An 18,436-nucleotide genomic window follows, 5' to 3' on the forward strand; every position below is an offset into this window, starting at 1 on the left:
GCCCCCACCCTATGAGGCGGGACCGACCGACCCCGTCACCGTCTCAGGTGACGGTGATCCCGTCGGCGCCGACCTTGACGCTCTTGGGCGCCAGCGGGGCCGTGGCCGGACCGCGCTTCACCGCACCGGTGGCGATGTCGTACTGGCTGCCGTGGCAGCCGCAGTTGATCGTGCCGCCGGAGACGTCGGCGACGATGCAGCCCTGGTGGGTGCACACGGCCGAGAACGCCTTGAACTGTCCCGACGTCGGCTGGGTGATGACCACCTTGGCGTCGGTGAGCACCTTGCCCCCGCCGACCGGGACCTGCGCGGACTTCACAGCGTTCTTGGCGGCGTCCGTGGCGGAGCCGACCGCCTGCGACGCGGCGGAGGACGCCGCTTGCCCGGCGCTGCTGCCACAGGCGGCCAGGACGCCTACACCGGCAGCTGCGGCGCCGATCGCGCCCGCGCCGCGCAGGACGGTGCGGCGGTCGAGACAGCCTGCGCAGGCCTCGACAGGGGTCTGGTGGTCGAGCTCGGTCACTGCAGCCTCCCGGGTCCGTGCCGCCGACGCCGGCGACTGTCGGGGACAACGTAGACACCCTGCGTGTGGTTCACCTCCTCCCCGCGCGATTTCCTGCGCACAGGCTCTGTCCGGACGGGCGCGCATCGGGGACAGTTGTCCCCATGGAGCTCGCGGAGTACCAGGGGTTCACCGACTCCCTCACGGAGTCGCTCGGGGGACGACCGGAGGTCCTGGGCCTGGTGGCGCTCGGGTCGATGGCCCTGCGCGACTACGCGCCCGACCGGCACAGCGACCACGACTTCTTCGTGGTCACCCGGCTCGGCGCCGCGGAGATGCTGCGCAGCGACCTGTCCTGGCTGCCGGACAATGAGCGGATCTCGTTCAGCTTCCGGGAGACCGCCCACGGCCTGAAGGTCCTCTACGACAGCGGACACCTGCTGGAGCTGGCCGTCTTCGAGCCGGACGAGCTCGCCCTCGCCCGCGTCAACCGGTATCGCGTGCTGCTGGACCGCGCGGACGTCACCGAACGGCTGGCGGCCGTGGCGGCCGCCACGAGCGCCGTGGTGGACAAGGAGGCCGAGACCGACGAGTACCTCGTCGGGCAGTTCCTCACCAACGTCCTCGTCGGGGTCGGGCGCTGGCGCCGCGGCGAGAAGCTCAGCGGCCGGGCCCTGGTGCAGAGCGCCGCCGTCCGCCACCTGCTGGTGCTGCTGAACCGGCACGTGGTCAGCGCCAACGCCGGGCTGCTGGACTCGCTGGAGCCGACCCGCCGGTTCGAGCGGGTGCACCCGCTGCTGGGCGCCGAGCTCGACGACGCCCTGTCGCTGGACCTGCCGGAGTCTGCGGTGCGGCTCGTGGACCTCGCCGAGTGGGAGCTGCGCAAGCGCGCCCCGGGGATCGAGTGGCCGACCGAGGCGTTCTCGCTGGTGCGCCAGCAGATCTCCCCGCCGCCGCGGGAGCGCCGCAAGCACCCCGAGTCGTAGGCCGCCCCGGGGCGCCCGCGACGCCGCCGCGCTCAGGACGCGGCAGTGCTCAGGACTTCGGGCGGGTGGCCCTGGTCGCTGCCTTCTTCCCGGCCGCCTTCGCGGCACCGGCCTTCGCAGCGCCCGACTTCGCCGCGCCGGCCTTCGCAGTGCCCGACTTCGCACCACCGGACTTCGCAGCGGTCGCCTTCCGGGCCGGCGTGGTCGCCGCCGAGGTGGCCGTCTTGCGGGAGGAGGCCCGCGCCGCCGCAACGGTCTTGGGCGCCGTGGCGCCGCCCCGGGTCGGCGCGCCGGCCTTGCCGGAGGCCGTGACCGCCGACCCCGTGGCCCGTCCCGGCGTCCGCGCGCTGCGGGCCAGGATCGGGGCGAGGAACCGCCCGGTGTGGCTCTCCTCGTGGGCGGCGACGTCCTCCGGCGTGCCCGTGGCGACGACCTGGCCGCCCCGGTGACCACCCTCGGGACCCATGTCGACGATCCAGTCGGCGTTCTTGATCACGTCGAGGTTGTGCTCGATGACGATGACCGTGTTGCCCTTGTCAACCAGGCCCTGGAGCACCCCGAGCAGCTTGCGGATGTCCTCGAAGTGCAGGCCGGTGGTCGGCTCGTCGAGGACGTAGATCGTGCGCCCGGTCGAACGCTTCTGCAGCTCGGAGGCGAGCTTGACCCGCTGGGCCTCACCGCCGGAGAGGGTCGGCGCGGGCTGGCCGAGGCGGACGTAGCCCAGGCCGACGTCGACGAGGGTCCTGAGGTGGCGCGAGATCGCCGGCACGGCCTCGAAGAACTCCGCGGCCTCCTCGATCGGCATGTCGAGGACGTCGGCGATCGTCTTGCCCTTGAAGTGCACCTCGAGCGTCTCGCGGTTGTAGCGCGCCCCGTGGCAGACCTCGCACGGGACGTAGACGTCGGGCAGGAAGTTCATCTCGATCTTGATCGTGCCGTCGCCGGAGCAGGCGTCGCAGCGACCGCCCTTGACGTTGAACGAGAACCGGCCCGGCATGTAGCCGCGGATCTTGGCCTCGGTGGTCTCGGCGAACAGCTTGCGCATGTTGTCGAAGACCCCGGTGTAGGTGGCCGGGTTGGACCGCGGGGTGCGCCCGATGGGGCTCTGGTCGACGTGGACGACCTTGTCGAGGTGCTCGAGACCCTTGACCGTCTTGTGCCGGCCGGGCACGTGGCGGGCGCCGTTGAGCTTGTTGGCCAGGACGTTGTAGAGGATGTCGTTGACCAGGGTCGACTTGCCCGAGCCGGACACGCCCGTCACCGCGACGAGGTTGCCGAGCGGGAAGCTGACGTCGACGCCGTCGAGGTTGTGCTCGCGCGCCCCGACCACGGTGACCTCGCGGCCCTTCTCCTGCGGCCGGCGCAGCTCGGGCACCTCGATCTCGCGGCGCCCGGACAGGTAGGCGCCGGTGATCGAGTCGGGGTGGGTCAGCAGGTCGGCGACCGGGCCGGAGTGCACCACGTGGCCGCCGTGCTCGCCGGCGCCGGGACCGATGTCGACGACCCAGTCGGCGGTGGCGATGGTGTCCTCGTCGTGCTCGACCACGATCAGGGTGTTGCCCAGGTCGCGCAGCCGGGTCAGCGTCTCGATGAGCCGGTGGTTGTCGCGTTGGTGCAGGCCGATCGACGGCTCGTCGAGGACGTAGAGCACGCCGACCAGGCCGGACCCGATCTGGGTGGCCAGGCGGATGCGCTGGGCCTCACCACCGGAGAGGGTGCCCGCCGGCCGGTCCAGGGAGAGGTAGTCCAGGCCGACGTCGAGCAGGAAGCCCAGCCGGGCCTCGATCTCCTTGATCACCCGCTCGGCGATCTGCCGCTCGCGGGAGGTGAACTCCACCCCCTGGAGGAACTGGGCGCAGTCGGCGATCGCGAGCGCGCAGACCTCGGAGATGCTGCGTCCGCCGACGAGGACCGCCAGGGACTCCGGCTTGAGCCGGGCGCCCTTGCACTCGGGGCAGGGCACCTCGCGCATGTAGCCCTCGTAGCGCTCCCGGCTCCAGTCCGAGTCGGTCTCGGCGTGCCGCCGCTTGACGAACGGCACCACGCCCTCGAAGCCGGTCGTGTAGGACCGGTCGCGGCCGTAACGGTTGCGGTACTTGACGTGGACCTTGTAGTCCTGCCCGTAGAGCAGCGCGTCACGGGCCCGCTCGGGCAGGGAGTGCCAGGGCTTGTCGAGGCTGAACTTCAGGTCCTCGGCCAGCGCACCGATGACCCGCAGGAAGTAGTCGGCCGAGCCGGACCCCTGCGCCCACGGCGCGATCGCGCCGTCGCGGATGGACAGGTCCTCGTCGGGCACGAGCAGCTCGGGGTCGACCTCGAGCTCGGTGCCCAGGCCGGTGCACTTGGGGCAGGCGCCGAACGGGCTGTTGAACGAGAACGAGCGCGGCTCGACCTCGTCGATGGCCAGCGGGTGGTTGTTGGGGCAGGCCATCTTCTCGGAGAAGCGCCGCTCCCGCTCCGGGTCCTTGGCGTCGAGGTCGACGAAGTCGACGATGAGCACCCCGCCGGTCAGCGACAGCGCGGTCTCCACCGAGTCGGTCAGCCGCCGCTTGGCGCCGGCGTCGTCGCCCTTGGCCACGAGCCGGTCGATGACCACCTCGATGGTGTGCTTCTTCTGCTTCTCCAGCTTGGGCGGCTCGGTGAGGGTGATGACCTCGCCGTCGACCCGAGCCCGGGAGAAGCCCTTGGTCTGCAGCTCGGCGAACAGGTCGACGAACTCGCCCTTGCGCGCCTGGACGACCGGCGCGAGCACCTGGAAGCGGGTGCGCTCGGGCAGCTCGAGCAGCCGGTCGACGATCTGCTGCGGGGTCTGCCGGGTGACCGGCTCGCCGCACACCGGGCAGTGCGGCCGCCCGGCGCGGGCGAACAGCAGGCGCAGGTAGTCGTAGACCTCGGTGATCGTGCCGACCGTGGAGCGCGGGTTGCGGTTGGTGGACTTCTGGTCGATCGAGACCGCCGGGCTCAGGCCCTCGATGAAGTCGACGTCGGGCTTGTCCATCTGCCCGAGGAACTGCCGGGCGTAGGCCGACAGGGACTCGACGTAGCGCCGCTGCCCCTCCGCGAAGATCGTGTCGAACGCCAGCGAGGACTTGCCGGAGCCGGACAGGCCGGTGAACACGACGAGGCTGTCGCGCGGCAGGTCGACCGAGACGTCCTTGAGGTTGTGCTCGCGCGCACCGCGCACGATCAGGCGGTCATGGGTATGGCGAGTGGTCACTTCGGGCACGTCCGCCATGCTAGGTGCCCCGGCCGACAGACCCACCCCCGCGCCCGCCGGACGCCCCCGCGACCTGCGGCGACGCGCCGCCCGGCGGCGTGCCGGGCGAGGCTCCAGCCACACGGCATACAGTCCGGGCATGGCACTCCCGATCGAGGACTATGCCCTGCTCGGCGACACCGGAACCGCCGCGCTCGTCGGGCGCGACGGCTCGGTGGACTGGCTGTGCCTGCCGCGCTTCGACTCCCCCGCCTGCTTCGCCGCGCTGCTCGGCACCCCCGAGCACGGCCGCTGGCTGCTCGGCCCGGTCGAGGCGGCGCGCACCACCCGGCGTTATCTGGGGTCCAGCTTCGTGCTGGAGACCACGCACGAGACCGACACCGGGGTATTCCGGGTCACCGACGTCATGCCGCTCGGCGACGGCCGCGCCGACATCGTCCGCCGCGTGGAGGGCGTCTCGGGCACGGTCCGGGTGCGGCACGAGTGGGTGGTGCGCTTCTCCTACGGCAAGGTCCGCCCGTGGGTGAACCGGCACAAGGACGACCACGGCCACGAGTGGATCTCGGCGATCGCCGGGCCGGACATGCTCGTGCTGCGCGGGGACCGGCTGCCCCAGCCAGAGGACGGCCACCACGTCGACGAGTTCGAGATCGGCGCCGGTGACGAGCTGACGTTCTCCACGACGTGGTTCAAGTCCCACCACCCGGTGCCCGAGCCGCTCGACGTCGACGAGCGGATCGCCGAGACGCTGGCGCGATCGGAGCACTGGGCACGGCACTGCGACCACACCGGCCGGTGGCGCGAGGCGGTGGTGCGGTCCCTGCTGGTGCTGCGGCTGCTCACCCACGCGGGCACCGGCGGCATCGTCGCCGCCCCGACGACCTCGCTGCCGGAGGACTTCGGCGGCCACCGCAACTGGGACTACCGCTACTGCTGGCTGCGGGACGCCTCGCTGACCCTGCAGGCCCTGCTCGGCTCGGGCTACGTGGAGGAGACGGTCCTGTGGCGCGGCTGGCTGCTGCGCGCCATCGCCGGCGACCCCGCCGACATGCAGATCATGTATGCCGTGGACGGCGGCCGCGAGCTGCCCGAGCGGGAGCTGGACCACCTGCCCGGCTACGCCGGGTCCCGGCCGGTGCGGGTCGGCAACGGCGCCGTGGAGCAGCGGCAGACCGACGTGCTCGGCGAGGTCATGGCCGCGCTGGAGCAGGCCCGCCGGATGGGGCTGAAGGAGACCGAGGACTCCTGGGCGCTGCAGAGCGCGCTCGTGCAGGAGCTGGCCGAGCACTGGGACGAGCCGGACAACGGCCTGTGGGAGATCCGCGGACCGCAGCGGCAGTTCACCCACTCCCGGGTCATGGTCTGGGCGGCCTTCGACGCCGCGGTGTCGGCGGTGGAGCGGCACGGCCTGTCCGGGCCGGTGGACCAGTGGCGCGCCCTCCGCGACGAGGTGCGCCGTGAGGTCCTCGAGCGCGGCTTCGACGCCGAGCGCGGCACCTTCGTGCAGCACTACGACACCCGCGAGGTCGACGCCTCCCTGCTGCTCATCCCCGCGGTCGGCTTCCTGCCCGGGGACGACCCGCGCGTGCTGGGCACGATCCGGGCCGTCGAGGAGGACCTGCTCCACGAGGGGCTGGTGCTGCGCTACCGCACGCAGAGCGGCGTCGACGGCCTCAGCGGGGACGAGCACCCGTTCCTGGCCTGCTCCTTCTGGCTGGTCTCGGCCTACGCCCTCGCCGGCCGCCGGGCCGAGGCCGAGGCGCTGATGGACCGCCTCGTCGGCCTCGCCAACGACCTGGGGCTGCTCGCCGAGGAGTACGACCCGGTCCGCGAGCGCATGGTCGGCAACTTCCCGCAGGCCTTCTCGCACCTGGCGCTCATCGGCGCCGCGATGACCCTGCGCGACGGCTCGCCGGAGCGCGCGCGGCCGTTCGCCGGCAGCTAGGTTGAGCGCCATGGCAGCCTCCTCGCACCTGGCCGACAACCTCGCGCTGCTCGAGGTCGAGACCGCCGCCCTGCTGCGCACCGCGTCGACCCTGGACGAGGTCTCGGTGCGCGAGGGCAGCCTGTGCGAGGGGTGGTCCCGGGCGCACGTCCTGTCGCACCTCGCCCGCAACGCCGACGCCCTGGGCAACCTCGTGCACTGGGCGGTGACCGGGGAGCCGACGCCCATGTACGCCTCCCCCGAGGCCCGCGACGCCGACATCGAGGACGGCGCCCGGCGACCGCTGAGCGCGATCCTGGCCGACCTCGAGGCATCGGCGGCCCGGTTCGCCGCCGCCGCACCGGCACTGGCGGGCGGGCCGGAGGCGGCCGAGGTGGAGATGCGCGGCGGGGTGCGCGTCAGCGGCGGGTCCCTGCCGACCCTGCGGCTGCGCGAGGTCGTGTTCCACCACGTCGACCTCCACGCCGGCTACGGCTTCGCCGACGCCGACGCCGGGTTCGTGCGCCGGTCGGTCGACCACGCCGTCGGCCGGCTGCACGCCCCGGACCTGTCCCTGACGCTGCGGTCCCGGGAGGGCGGCGAGTGGACCGTCGGCGGCGGCGGGCAGGAGGTCACCGGCACCGACGCCGCGCTGCTGACGTGGCTGGCGCGGGGCGTGGACCTGGGCCTGTCCAGCGACCGCCCGGTCCCCGCCCCGCCGCCCTGGGGCTGACGCCGCACGAAGGGCGGCGGCGGGCCCGATGCGGGTCAGCCGCTGCGGCCGGCCATCGGGGCGTGGTGGCCCGTGGGGTGGCTGCCCCCACCGGCGCCCCCGGCCCCGCCGCCCGTCGGCTCCTCGTCGAGGCCGCCCCGGCGGGCCAGCGCGACGGCGGTGAGCGCAGAGTGCACCTCGAGCTTGTGCAGGATGCTCTGGACGTGGGTCCGCACGGTGTTCGGCGACACCTGCAGCAGCTCCCCGATCTGCTTGCGCGCCATCCCCTGCATGAGGCAGCGCAGGACCTCCCGCTCGCGCGGCGTGAGCCGCTCGACCGCCTCCCCCTCCGCGGACAGCTCCCGTCCCCCGCCGGCCAGCCCGTTGAGCATGCGCTGCAGCATCGCCGCGGGCACGTGCGTCTCGCCACGGGCAGCACCCCGCAGGGCCGAGACCAGGCCCTCGATCTCCCCGTCCTTGGTGACCCAGCCCCGCGCCCCGACCTGGACCGCCTCCAGCATCCGGCTGGTGTCGCGGGCCCCCGTGACGACCACCAGCGCCGTCTCGGGGTACTGCGCGGCGATCTTGCGCCCCAGCTCGAGCCCGTCCTCACCCGCGAGGTCGAGGTCGAGGGTCACCACGTCGACGGGGTGCTCCTGCATCACGCGCAGCGCCTGGTCAGCGGTCGACGCCGTCCCCACCGGTTCGAAGTCCGGCTGCGACCCGAGGAACTGGGCCAGCGCCTCTGCGAACACCGGGTGGTCGTCGACCACGAGCACCCTGATTGTCTGTGCGGCCATGGTGTACAGCCTGTGGGAGTAGGCATCTGCGCAGATCAGGCGAAGGAGGGACCGTCACCTCATGCAGATGCACGGGGGGACGGCCTCAGCGCATCCGCGGAGGCCACATCTCGGGGGTGCCGTGGGCGGTCATCAGGGCCGCGACCTGCAGGCGGGAGTGCACGCCGAGCTTGGCGAGCAGGTTCTGCACGTGGGTGCGGGCGGTGCTGCGGCGCACCCCGAGGCTCTCGGCCATCTCGTCGGTGGACTGGCCGTCCATGATGCAGCGCATGACCTCCCACTCACGGTCGGTCAGGAACTTCAGCACCCACAGCGGGTCGTCCACCGCCGGGCGCGGCCGCAGGGCCTGCTGCAGCAGCACCGGGTCCACCGCCGTCTGACCGCGCCGGGCCTGCTCGAGCGCGCCGACGATGTCGGCCACGGGCCGGTCCTTGCCGATGAAGCCGTGCGCCCCCTGGGCGATCGCCTCGGCCACCACGCTGTGGTCCGCGGAGGCGGACAGGATGACGATCTTGGCGGTGGGGCAGGCCTGTCGCAGGTCGCTGATCGACCCCAGGGCGGTCCCGTCAGGGAAGTTGAGGTCCAGCAGGACGGCGTCTGGCTGGTGCTGGCGCACCGCGGCCACCGCATCGGTGGTGTTGACGGCCATGGCCAGCACCTCCTGGCCGCTCTCCCCGAGGGCGAGGCTCAGCGCCTCGAGCAGCAGCCTGTGGTCATCGCAGACGACGAGACGCACGACACATCACCGGACCAATCTCTCAGGAAGCCGCCGCAGCAGGGGCGACGGCGGGCAGCGTGATCCGGGCGACGGCGCCACGGGACTCACCGGGAACGAGCTCGAAGCGCCCGCCGCACGAGGCGACGAGGGCCCGGGTGATCGTGAGGCCGAGCGAGGTCCGCGAGGCGACGTGCCCGAGCCCGGGCCCGTCGTCACTCACGGTCACCGTCACGACCCCCAGGGACTGCTGCACCGAGACGAGGACGTGACCGCCCTCGCCTGCGGCGCGCACGGCGTTGTCGACCAGGCAGCCGATGGCCCGGCTCAGCGCGACCGGCTTGGCCAGCACGATCGCCGTGTCGTCGTGGGCACAGCGGACCTCGCCGCCGGCCGTGGGCTGGGCGCGCACGGCGCACATCTCGGCCAGGTGCCCGGCGTCGACGTACTCGGCCAGGTCGGACTTGGCCCCGACGAGGACCTCGTCGACCATCTCGGCCAGCCAGGAGGCCTGCTCGAGGATGCCGTCCAGGCGCCGGCGGACGTCGCCGCCGTCCGAAGCCGCCAGCAGGCGGATGGCCGCCAGCGGCTGGCGCAGGTCATGGCACAGGGCTCTGATCGTGTCGACGTCAGACCCCTGCGCCAGTGGCGCCCGCAAGGGGTCGTGCACCACAGCTGTTGTCATCTCAGCACCTCAACCCAGGTCTTTGGGGGAGGGACCGACCACGGCCGTACGGGCGTGTCCGGAGCCCTTACCTACGCCAAGTTAGGTGCCTCCGTGGAGGACGGGCCATAGTCAATCGTGACTATTGGCGGGCGAAACTTTTGCCGGAGACAGATCAGGCATTTGCCAAGATGGGTTCATGGCTTACACCGGTGACGTGACCCCTGGCGGGCCCAGCCAGACCCGCGAGCTGCCCGCCCTGACGATCCGCAAGGCAAGCGTGTCCGACATGGACAACAACGTCTACCTGCTCACCTGCCGGGCCACCGGCGCCCAGCTGCTCGTCGACGCGGCCGACGACGCCCCGCGGGTCCTGGCCCTGCTGCAGGAGGGCTCCGGCGGCCTGGACCTGGTCGTCACCACCCACCAGCACTGGGACCACCACCGGGCCCTGGCCGAGGTCGTGGCCGCGACCGGGGCAGCGTCAGCGGCGGGCGAGGCGGACGCCCCGCACCTGCCGGTGAAGCCGGGTCAGCTTCTGCGCCAAGGCGATTCGGTGACCTTCGGTGAGATCAGCCTCGACGTGGTCCACCTGCGCGGGCACACGCCCGGGTCCGTGGCCCTGGCCTACCGGGACCCCGAGGGGGGCACGCACCTGTTCACCGGTGACTCGCTGTTCCCCGGCGGCGTGGGCAACACCGGCAAGGACGCAGCCCGCTTCACCTCGCTGCTCGACGACGTGGAGCAGCGCGTGTTCGGCGTCTACGACGACGGCACCTGGGTCTACCCCGGCCATGGGCGGGACACCACCCTGGGCGCCGAGCGCCCGCACCTGGCCGAGTGGCGCGCACGCGGCTGGTAGGACCTTCGTCCTGACTACTCCCCCTCCCGGCGGGAGGCGCGGCACTCAGGCCGTGTCGCGGGCGGCGAGCCGCTCCCGGTGGGCCCGTGCCTTGGCCCGGTTGCCGCACACCTCCATGGAGCACCACTGCCGGGACCGGTTACGCGAAATGTCGTAGAAGGCCCACCGGCAGTCGTCGGCCGGGCAGATCTTCACCCGGTCCAGCCGCTGCTCGATCGCCACGGTGGCCACGGCCGCCGCGAGGAAGCCCACGGGGTTCGCAGCGCTGAGCTCCACCTGGCCGTCCCCGCTCAGCGCCACCTGTATGCCGACCTCGCGCACCTGGGCGCACGGCTCCCCTGCCGCCCGGGCCCGCAGGTCGTCCCGCAGCTGCCGGGCCGCGGCGAGCTCCTCCCCGGTGGTCGCGTCGAAGCAGCCGAGCTCGTGCGCCTCGAGCCACCCCTGCCAGGACTCGGCGGAGGCCAGCACGTCGGTGCCCTCGTCCACGTCGAGCGTGTTGAGGAAGTCGACCAGCAGCTCGGCGGGGTCCCCGCAGACATCCAGGAGCACGAGGGGTCGGGTTCCGGACACGCCTGCGCTCTTTTCTGCCATGTAACCACCATAACCGAAAAGGTGGTTGCGCGACAGCCGACGTAACTGCCATCATCAGTTCACCGGTTAGCAACGATGGTGACCGGTGAACCGGAGGAGAGATCGACATGCTGAACCCCGAACTGACGCGGGCCCTGGCTGACGAGCGCATCCACGAGCTGCACCGCCGGGCGGACCACACCCTGCCCGTCAGTGCCGCCAGCGCACGGTTCCTGGGGCTGCAGGCCCTGGGCCGTGGCCACCTTCCGCACCTGCCGCACCTGACCCGCCGGGCCCGTACGGCGGCCCGGGCCGCCGCGGCCGCCGCCAGCACCACGACGGCGCCGGCGACCGGCCACCCGGCGGGCAGCTCCCCGATGGGCTGCGCCGCGTGAGCACCCCCACCACCGGCGTGGGGGTCGGAGCGCTCGACACCGTCGTGCTCGACTGCCCCGACCCCCGCGCCCTGGCGCAGTTCTACGCCGCCCTGCTCGGCAGCACGGTCAGCTCGGACGAGGACACCGGCGAGGAGGGTGCCTGGGTGAGCCTGGAGGCCGCGCCGGGCGGGGTCTCCCTGGGCTTCCAGCGCGCGTCCCGCTACGAGCCGCCGGCGTGGCCGGACGGCCCGCCCCAGCAGCTGCACCTCGACGTCGCCGTGACGGACCTCGTCGTCGCGCACCAGCGGGTGCTCGCGCTGGGCGCCCGGCCGCTGGACCCGGTCACCGACCCGCAGCCGGGCGACACCCGCACCTTCAGGGTCTACGCGGACCCTGCGGGGCACCCGTTCTGCCTGTGCCGCTGCTGAGCCAGGCCCCCACGGCCGCACCGACCGCGGCGATGGACGGCCACGCCACCGAGCCGTGGTCCACCGGACCGTCGCCCAGGCCGGTGGCGGTCACCGCCACCGCCGCCCAGCGGCCGTCACACTCCAGCAGGCCGACGTCGTGGCGGATCCCCGGCAGCTCGCCGGTCTTGTTGCCGCAGACCACCGCCGGCGGCAGCAGGGCCGGCAGCCCGTCGCGCAGCTGCTGACGGCCCAGCAGCTCGAGCGCGTCCCGCGTCTGGTCCGGCGGCAACGCCTCACCCCGTCGCAGCGCCGCGACGAGCGCGGCGAGGTCACGCGCGCTGGTGAGGTTCTCCCGCCCGGCTTCGCGGGCGGCGAAGTCCATCATCCGGCGCTGCAGCCGCGTGTCGGCCAGGCCGAGCCCGGCGGCCACGGCGGCCGGCCCGTCCGGGCCGACCAGGTCGAGCACCACGTTGGTGGCGTCGTTGTCGCTCAGGGTCACCATCAGCTCCAGCAGCTCCCCCAGGCGCAGCCTCGTGACCGAGCCCAGCGCCTGCAGCGGCCCGCTCCCCCCGACCCGCTCCGCCGGGGCCGGCAGGTCGAGCAGGTCCCCCATCCGGCTCCGGCCGTCCGCCACCCGCCGCAGCGCGGCGACCAGGACGAGGACCTTGATGGTGGAAGCCGATGGGACGACCCGGTCACCTTCGAGGTCGACGAGCACGCCGGAGGGGTCCTGCACGACCACCCCGAGCGTCCCGGGGGCGCGCCGGATGACGGACCTGATCTCCTCAGCGAGCACGACATGTGAGTATGGCCTGCGTGGAGAACCGCATGTACGTCACCGTGCCGGTGACCGCTCTCTGGACCAGCGCCCGGGCCCCCCGGGACATCGACGGCCCCGCCGTGGCCGAGCAGCCTGATGTCGAGGCCTGGCTCGCCCTGCTCGACGACGCCGTCCCCCAGGGCCGGCTCGGCCTGCACGGGCGGGTGCTCACCCAGCTCGAGCGCGGCGAGCCCGTCCTCGTGCTCGACCGCTCCGAGGACGGCTGGGCGGAGGTCGTCTGCCCCTGGCAGCCGAGCTCCCTGGACGCCCGCGGCTACCCGGGCTGGGTGCCCCTGTCCCACCTCGGCGCCGAACGCCCCGCGGACGCCGCCGCCGCCCCCGACCACGCCACCGACGGCACCGCGACCACGCCGCGGGTCGAGGGGACCTTCCTCGAGCAGGCGGGACGGCACGTCGGCCTGCGCTACCTGTGGGGCGGCATGTCCGCGGAGGGGCTCGACTGCTCCGGCCTGGTCCACCGCGCCATGCGCGAGCTCGGCGTGGTGGTCCCCCGCGACGCCGACGACCAGCACGACGCGTGCGAGCCCGTGCCGCTGGAGCAGGTGCGCCCCGGCGACCTCTACTTCTTCGCCCGCGAGGGGCGGCGCGCCCACCACGTCGGCATCGTCACCGCGCCGGGCCGGATGCTGCACGCCCCGGAGAACGACGGCCTCGGCGTGATCCTCGAGCAGGACCTCGACGCCGACCGGCTGGCCACCCTGGCCGGGGCCGGACGCTTCCCGGGCGCGCCGCACACGAGCTGATGTCCCGCCGGCCGCCCGCGCCGCTGCTGGTCGTGGCCGCGGTCGTGTCCGTGCAGTTCGGCGGCGCGCTGGCCGCCACCCTGGTGCCGGTGGTCGGTCCCGCCGGGTCGGTCGCGCTGCGCCTGGTCATCGCGGCGGCAGTGCTCCTGGCCGCGGCGCGACCCCGCCTGGGCGGTCACGACCGCGCCGCGTGGCTGACCGTGGCCTCGTTCGGGCTCAGCCTGGGCGTGATGAACCTGTGCTTCTACGCGGCCCTCGCCCGCCTGCCGATCGGCGTGGCCGTGACCATCGAGTTCATCGGGCCGCTGCTCCTGGCCACCGTGCTGTCCCGGCGCCGGCTGGACCTGCTCGCCGTGGCCGGCGCCGCGCTCGGGGTGGCGCTCATCTCCGGCGCGGTCGACACCCCCTGGGCCGACCTCGACCTGGCCGGGCTGGGGCTGGCAGCCGCCGCGGGCGCCTGCTGGGCGGCATACATCGTGCTGTCCGGGCGCACGGGCGCCCGCTTCGCCCAGCTGGACGGGCTGGCCCTGGCCATGACCGTGGCCGCCGTGCTCATCGCCCCGCTGGGGATCGTCACGGCGGGGCCCCGGCTGTGGGACGCGGACGTGCTCTGGCGCGGTGCGGGGATCGCGCTGCTGTCCTCGGTGCTGCCCTACTCCCTGGAGCTCATGGCCCTCCGGCGCCTGTCGGCCCAGGTGTTCGGCGTGCTGCTCAGCCTGGAGCCGGCCGTCGCGGCCCTCGCCGGGCGCCTGGTCCTGGGGCAGCAGCTGCGACCGACCCAGCTCGCCGGCATGGGCCTCGTCGTGGCTGCGAGCGCGGTGGTGATGGGCGCCCGACCCGCCGGGGTGCAGCCCGCCGACCCGCTCGGCGGGCACGACGCCGCAGAGGGCGCGGGGGCCAGGTCGCCGCACCCGGCCGAGGCACGGGGTGCGGCGCCTGACCCTCCCCGCGTCAGGAGGACGTCACCTCGGCACGGGCGTCGCGACCGGACTTGACCAGGCTGGCGACGGTCGTCACCGCCAGGACCCCGACGATCACGCCGAGCGAGACCGAGATCGGGATGTCCGGGGCCCAGTGCACCGGCTGCCCGCCGTTGATGAACGGCACGGAGTTCTCGTGCAGGGCGTGCAGGACGAGCTTGACCCCGATGAACGCCAGCAGCACGGCCAGCCCGACGCTGAGGTAGACCAGGCGCTGGAGCAGGCCGCCGATGAGGAAGTACAGCTGGCGCAGGCCCATCAGGGCGAACAGGTTGGCCGTGAGCACCAGGTAGGGCTCCTTGGTCAAGCCGTAGATCGCCGGGATCGAGTCGAGCGCGAACAGCAGGTCGGTGGTGCCGAGCGCGAGGATGACGATGAACATCGGCGTGACCAGCCGCTTGCCCGCGTCGACGACGGTCAGGTGCGGGCCGTGCCACTCCTTCGTCGCCGGGAAGCGGGCCTCGACCCAGCGCAGGAACCGGTTCTCCTCGTACTCCTCGTCGTCGCTCTCACCCTCGCGCGCCAGCTTGACCGCGGTGTAGATGAGGAAGGCACCGAACAGGTAGAACACCCAGGCGAACTGGTTGATCACGGCCGCGCCGACGCCGATGAAGACGCCGCGCAGCACCAGCGCGATGACGATGCCCACGAGCAGCGCGGTCTGCTGCAGCTTCTGGGGCACGCCGAACTTGGCCATGATGATGAGGAAGACGAACAGGTTGTCGACGCTGAGGGAGTACTCCGTCAGCCACCCGGCGTAGTACTGCGCCGCGTAGTCGGCACCGCTGAACCACCACACGCCCAGGCCGAAGGCGACGGCCAGCCCGACGAAGAAGGCCAGGTGCCGCCCGGCCTCGGCCATGGACGGGACGTGGGGGCGCCGTCCGATGACGAAGACGTCGACGGCGAGGAACAGGGTGGTGGCGCCGATCGTGGCGAACCAGACCCAGGTGGGGACGTTCATGGGCAACCCTCCGGACACGGTGACGTGGCCGGAGGTCTCTCCCACCCGCAGAGCGGGCCGGCTCCCCGGGACCGCGGCGATCAGGCCGGGTCCGTGATGACGAGGACACCGCGCGGGGATACTCCCCTCCGAATGTCCCGCCAGTCTCCCACCCGGACGGCCGCACCCCCAAATCGCCGGGCGGGCCGGATGCCGGTGTCGCTCAGGCGGTATGCCGGGTGCTCGCCCCGGCAGCCACGCCCAGCAGCCCGCGGTGGTCGGCCCAGCGCTCGAAGAGCAGCGTCGCGAAGGGCGGGAACGCGGCCACGACCGCCAGCAGGCTGGTGCGCGCGTCCCACGCGAAGCGGCGGCCGGCGACGAGCACCCCGACCAGGTAGAGCAGGAAGACGGTGCCGTGGATGGGGCCGAAGACGTGGACCCCGGCCTCGCTGCCGTGCAGGACCCACTTGACGAACATGCCGGCCAGCAGGCCCAGCCACGACACCGCCTCGGCGGTGGCGACGACACGGAACAGCGGGCGGGGGTTGCGGGTCATGCGGGGTCCATCCGGGGTGGTCGGGCAGGCGGAGCGGCCCAGCCTAGGTGGTCCGACCCGGGCACCCTGCGCCGGGCCGCACCCCCAGGTCACCCGGGCTGGCCACCGCTGCCGGCTGCACCGGCCGGCACGCCCGGCTCACCCGGCCGGGCCACCGCTGCCGGGCAGGGGCCGCCGGCTGCGCGGCAGCCGGGACACGACGTCCGCGTAGGAGTCGTCGACCGCCTCGAGCAGCTCCTCGTCCGGCACCGAGCCTCCGACGGTGAAGGTGTTCCAGCCGTAGCGGCCGATGTAGGCCGACACGCTCACCTCGTCGGGGTAGCGCTCGCGCCACTCCCGCGCCGCCTCGGCGTCACGACCGCACTTCAGGCCCACTCCCCCGGCGGTGCCGTCCGGCGCCGGTGACCCGAGGAAGGCGAAGATCTTGTCCGCCACCTTGGCGACCAGGTCGCCCTCCCACGGCTCGTCCAGCCAGGCCCCGGGCTTGGCCAGGCAGTGCCCGACGAGGTCGGCGTGGAGCATCTACTTGGTGGCGGCAGTCATCTGCCGCAGCTCCTTCTTGAGGTCGCCGATCTCGTCGCGCAGCCGTGCGGCCAGCTCGAAGTGCAGGTCGCTCGCGGCCTGGTGCATCTGGGCGGTGAGCTCCTGGATGAGGTTGGCCAGGTCGCCGGCGGGCAGGTCCGCCCGGCTCCCGCCGGACAGCCCCACGTCGGCGGCGAGCGCACCCCGGCCCCCGGCCCCGCCGCGTCCCTTGCCGCGGGACTGTGAGCGGCCGCTGCCGAGCAGCGCCTCGGTGTCGGCGTCCTCGCGCTCGAGCATGTCGGTGATGTCGGCGATCTTCTTGCGCAACGGCTGCGGGTCGACGCCCTGTTCGCGGTTGTAGGCGATCTGCTTCTCGCGTCGGCGGTTGGTCTCGTCGATGGCCTCCTCCATGGAGGGGGTCATCTTGTCGGCGTACATGTGCACCTGGCCGGAGACGTTGCGGGCCGCGCGGCCGATGGTCTGGATCAGGCTGCGGGCCGAGCGCAGGAAGCCCTCCTTGTCCGCGTCGAGGATGCTCACCAGGGACACCTCGGGCAGGTCCAGGCCCTCCCGCAGCAGGTTGATGCCCACGAGCACGTCGAACTCGCCCAGCCGCAGCTCGCGCAGCAGCTCGACCCGGCGCAGGGTGTCGACCTCGGAGTGCAGGTAGCGCACCCGCACGCCCTTCTCCAGGAGGTAGTCGGTGAGGTCCTCGGCCATCTTCTTGGTCAGCGTGGTGACCAGGACGCGCTCGTCCTTGGCCGTGCGCTCGTGGATCTCGTGCAACAGGTCGTCGATCTGGCCCTTGGTCGGCTTGAGCACCACCTCGGGGTCGACCAGCCCGGTGGGCCGGATGATCTGCTCGACCACGCCGTCACTCTTGGCCAGCTCGTACTGCCCCGGGGTTGCCGAGAGGTAGACGGTCTGGCCGATCCGCTCCAGGAACTCCTCCCAGCGCAGTGGCCGGTTGTCCATCGCGCTCGGCAGCCGGAAGCCGTGGTCGACCAGCGTGCGCTTGCGGGACATGTCGCCTTCGTACATCGCGCCGATCTGCGGCACGGTCACGTGCGACTCGTCGATGACGAGCAGGAAGTCCTCGGGGAAGTAGTCGAGCAGGCAGTTGGGCGCCGAGCCGCGCGGCCGGCCGTCGATGTGCAGGCTGTAGTTCTCGATGCCCGAGCACGAGCCGACCTGGCGCATCATCTCGATGTCGTAGGTGGTGCGCATGCGCAGCCGCTGGGCCTCGAGCAGCTTGCCCTGCTTCTCGAACGTCGCGAGCTGCTCCTCGAGCTCGAGCTCGATGCCCCGGATGGCCCGCTCCATGCGCTCGGGACCGGCGACGTAGTGCGTGGCGGGGAAGACGTACATCTCCTGCTCCTCGCGCACGATCTCGCCGGTGAGCGGGTGCAGGGTGTAGATGCGCTCGATCTCGTCACCGAAGAACTCGATGCGGATCGCGAGCTCCTCGTAGACCGGGATGATCTCGACCGTGTCGCCGCGCACCCGGAACGTGCCGCGGGTGAACGCCAGGTCGTTGCGGGTGTACTGCATCTCGACGAACTTGCGCAGCAGCTGGTCGCGCTCGATCTCCTGGCCGACCTTGAGTCGGGCCATGCGGTCGACGTACTCCTGCGGGGTGCCCAGGCCGTAGATGCAGGAGACCGACGCGACCACGATGACGTCCCGGCGCGTCAGCAGCGAGTTGGTCGCGCTGTGGCGCAGCCGCTCGACCTCGTCGTTGATCGAGGAGTCCTTCTCGATGTAGGTGTCCGTCTGCGGGACGTAGGCCTCGGGCTGGTAGTAGTCGTAGTAGGAGACGAAGTACTCCACCGCGTTGTGCGGCAGCAGCTCGCGGAACTCGTTGGCCAGCTGCGCGGCCAGCGTCTTGTTGGGCGCCATGACCAGCGTGGGCCGCTGGACCTGCTCGATGAGCCACGCCGTGGTGGCCGACTTGCCGGTGCCGGTGGCGCCGAGGAGGACGACGTCCTGCTCGCCGGCGTTGATCCGCCGGGCCAGGTCCGCGATCGCCTGGGGCTGGTCACCGGCGGGCTGGAACTCGGACTCGACGCGGAAGGGCGCCACGGTGCGCTGGAGGTCGGTGGTGGGCCGCAT

Annotated in this window: 19 protein-coding genes; 8 read left to right on the forward strand and 11 right to left on the reverse strand. The window is 72.7% G+C overall.

Going from position 1 to position 18,436, the window contains the following annotated elements:
• Positions 1 to 43 precede the first annotated feature (43 nt).
• On the reverse strand, positions 44 to 523 hold the full coding sequence (locus FB474_RS10105; protein WP_246092125.1) for a Rieske (2Fe-2S) protein: 480 nt from the start codon (positions 521 to 523) through the stop codon (positions 44 to 46).
• 143 nt (positions 524 to 666) lie between these two features.
• On the opposite strand from FB474_RS10105, the gene FB474_RS10110 reads away from it, so the two are divergent.
• Complete coding sequence (locus tag FB474_RS10110) at positions 667 to 1,488, forward strand: hypothetical protein (protein ID WP_141788523.1); 822 nt, start codon at positions 667 to 669, stop codon at positions 1,486 to 1,488.
• Positions 1,489 to 1,537: 49 nt separating this feature from the next.
• Here FB474_RS10110 and uvrA read toward each other — a convergent pair whose 3' ends face one another.
• Complete coding sequence (gene uvrA, locus FB474_RS10115) at positions 1,538 to 4,723, reverse strand: excinuclease ABC subunit UvrA (protein WP_141788524.1); 3,186 nt, start codon at positions 4,721 to 4,723, stop codon at positions 1,538 to 1,540.
• A gap of 121 nt (positions 4,724 to 4,844) precedes the next feature.
• Between uvrA and FB474_RS10120 the strand changes: the two genes are divergently transcribed.
• Positions 4,845 to 6,650, forward strand: a complete 1,806-nt coding sequence (locus FB474_RS10120; protein ID WP_141788525.1) for a glycoside hydrolase family 15 protein — start codon at positions 4,845 to 4,847, stop codon at positions 6,648 to 6,650.
• 10 nt (positions 6,651 to 6,660) lie between these two features.
• The gene (locus FB474_RS10125; protein ID WP_141788526.1) at positions 6,661 to 7,362 is read left to right on the forward strand and encodes a maleylpyruvate isomerase family mycothiol-dependent enzyme; all 702 of its coding nucleotides are present in this window, start codon (positions 6,661 to 6,663) and stop codon (positions 7,360 to 7,362) included.
• Between the two features lie 35 nt (positions 7,363 to 7,397).
• Here FB474_RS10125 and FB474_RS10130 read toward each other — a convergent pair whose 3' ends face one another.
• The 3 genes from FB474_RS10130 to FB474_RS10140 all read right to left on the reverse strand — a co-directional run bounded on the left by FB474_RS10130 (position 7,398) and on the right by FB474_RS10140 (position 9,541).
• Positions 7,398 to 8,141 carry a response regulator gene (locus tag FB474_RS10130; RefSeq protein WP_141788527.1) on the reverse strand — a complete coding sequence of 248 codons (744 nt, stop codon included), beginning with the start codon at positions 8,139 to 8,141 and terminating at the stop codon, positions 7,398 to 7,400.
• A gap of 85 nt (positions 8,142 to 8,226) precedes the next feature.
• Positions 8,227 to 8,877: a response regulator gene (locus FB474_RS10135; RefSeq protein WP_141788528.1), complete on the reverse strand. Its 651-nt coding sequence runs from the start codon at positions 8,875 to 8,877 to the stop codon at positions 8,227 to 8,229.
• A 22-nt stretch (positions 8,878 to 8,899) separates the two neighbouring features.
• Positions 8,900 to 9,541: a sensor histidine kinase gene (locus tag FB474_RS10140; RefSeq protein ID WP_141788529.1), complete on the reverse strand. Its 642-nt coding sequence runs from the start codon at positions 9,539 to 9,541 to the stop codon at positions 8,900 to 8,902.
• A 178-nt stretch (positions 9,542 to 9,719) separates the two neighbouring features.
• Here FB474_RS10140 and FB474_RS10145 point away from each other — a divergent pair, with 178 nt between their 5' ends.
• Positions 9,720 to 10,382 (forward strand): MBL fold metallo-hydrolase, encoded by a 663-nt coding sequence (locus tag FB474_RS10145; protein ID WP_141788530.1) that lies wholly within the window; start codon positions 9,720 to 9,722, stop codon positions 10,380 to 10,382.
• Between the two features lie 45 nt (positions 10,383 to 10,427).
• Here the strand turns inward: FB474_RS10145 and FB474_RS10150 are convergent, their stop codons facing one another.
• Positions 10,428 to 10,952: a CGNR zinc finger domain-containing protein gene (locus FB474_RS10150; protein WP_221632502.1), complete on the reverse strand. Its 525-nt coding sequence runs from the start codon at positions 10,950 to 10,952 to the stop codon at positions 10,428 to 10,430.
• A gap of 128 nt (positions 10,953 to 11,080) precedes the next feature.
• Between FB474_RS10150 and FB474_RS10155 the strand changes: the two genes are divergently transcribed.
• Positions 11,081 to 11,347, forward strand: coding sequence for a hypothetical protein (locus FB474_RS10155; protein ID WP_141788532.1), 267 nt, complete (start codon positions 11,081 to 11,083; stop codon positions 11,345 to 11,347).
• Entirely contained in the window at positions 11,344 to 11,757 is a 414-nt protein-coding gene (locus FB474_RS10160; protein ID WP_246092126.1) for a VOC family protein, read from the forward strand. Before FB474_RS10155 ends, FB474_RS10160 begins: the two co-directional genes overlap by 4 nt.
• On the opposite strand, the gene FB474_RS10165 is transcribed toward FB474_RS10160, so the two are convergent.
• Positions 11,705 to 12,535, reverse strand: coding sequence for a serine hydrolase (locus FB474_RS10165; protein WP_141788533.1), 831 nt, complete (start codon positions 12,533 to 12,535; stop codon positions 11,705 to 11,707). The genes FB474_RS10160 and FB474_RS10165 overlap by 53 nt on opposite strands.
• 20 nt (positions 12,536 to 12,555) lie before the next feature.
• On the opposite strand from FB474_RS10165, the gene FB474_RS10170 reads away from it, so the two are divergent.
• Both FB474_RS10170 and FB474_RS10175 read left to right on the forward strand, forming a co-directional pair.
• A complete protein-coding gene (locus FB474_RS10170; RefSeq protein WP_221632503.1) occupies positions 12,556 to 13,323 on the forward strand; it encodes a C40 family peptidase in 768 nt (255 codons plus the stop codon).
• Entirely contained in the window at positions 13,323 to 14,318 is a 996-nt protein-coding gene (locus FB474_RS10175; protein WP_141788534.1) for an EamA family transporter, read from the forward strand. The genes FB474_RS10170 and FB474_RS10175 overlap by 1 nt, the downstream gene beginning before the upstream one ends.
• On the opposite strand, the gene FB474_RS10180 is transcribed toward FB474_RS10175, so the two are convergent.
• The 4 genes from FB474_RS10180 to uvrB form a co-directional block, all read right to left on the reverse strand.
• On the reverse strand, positions 14,275 to 15,267 hold the full coding sequence (locus FB474_RS10180) for a TerC family protein (RefSeq protein WP_141788535.1): 993 nt from the start codon (positions 15,265 to 15,267) through the stop codon (positions 14,275 to 14,277). The genes FB474_RS10175 and FB474_RS10180 overlap by 44 nt on opposite strands.
• A 202-nt stretch (positions 15,268 to 15,469) precedes the next feature.
• Positions 15,470 to 15,802 carry a DUF3817 domain-containing protein gene (locus FB474_RS10185; RefSeq protein ID WP_141788536.1) on the reverse strand — a complete coding sequence of 111 codons (333 nt, stop codon included), beginning with the start codon at positions 15,800 to 15,802 and terminating at the stop codon, positions 15,470 to 15,472.
• A gap of 138 nt (positions 15,803 to 15,940) precedes the next feature.
• Entirely contained in the window at positions 15,941 to 16,324 is a 384-nt protein-coding gene (locus FB474_RS10190; RefSeq protein WP_141788537.1) for an MmcQ/YjbR family DNA-binding protein, read from the reverse strand.
• Positions 16,325 to 18,436 (reverse strand): excinuclease ABC subunit UvrB, encoded by a 2,112-nt coding sequence (gene uvrB, locus FB474_RS10195; protein WP_141788538.1) that lies wholly within the window; start codon positions 18,434 to 18,436, stop codon positions 16,325 to 16,327.

This window comes from Oryzihumus leptocrescens (assembly GCF_006716205.1).
GTDB lineage: Bacteria > Actinomycetota > Actinomycetes > Actinomycetales > Dermatophilaceae > Oryzihumus > Oryzihumus leptocrescens.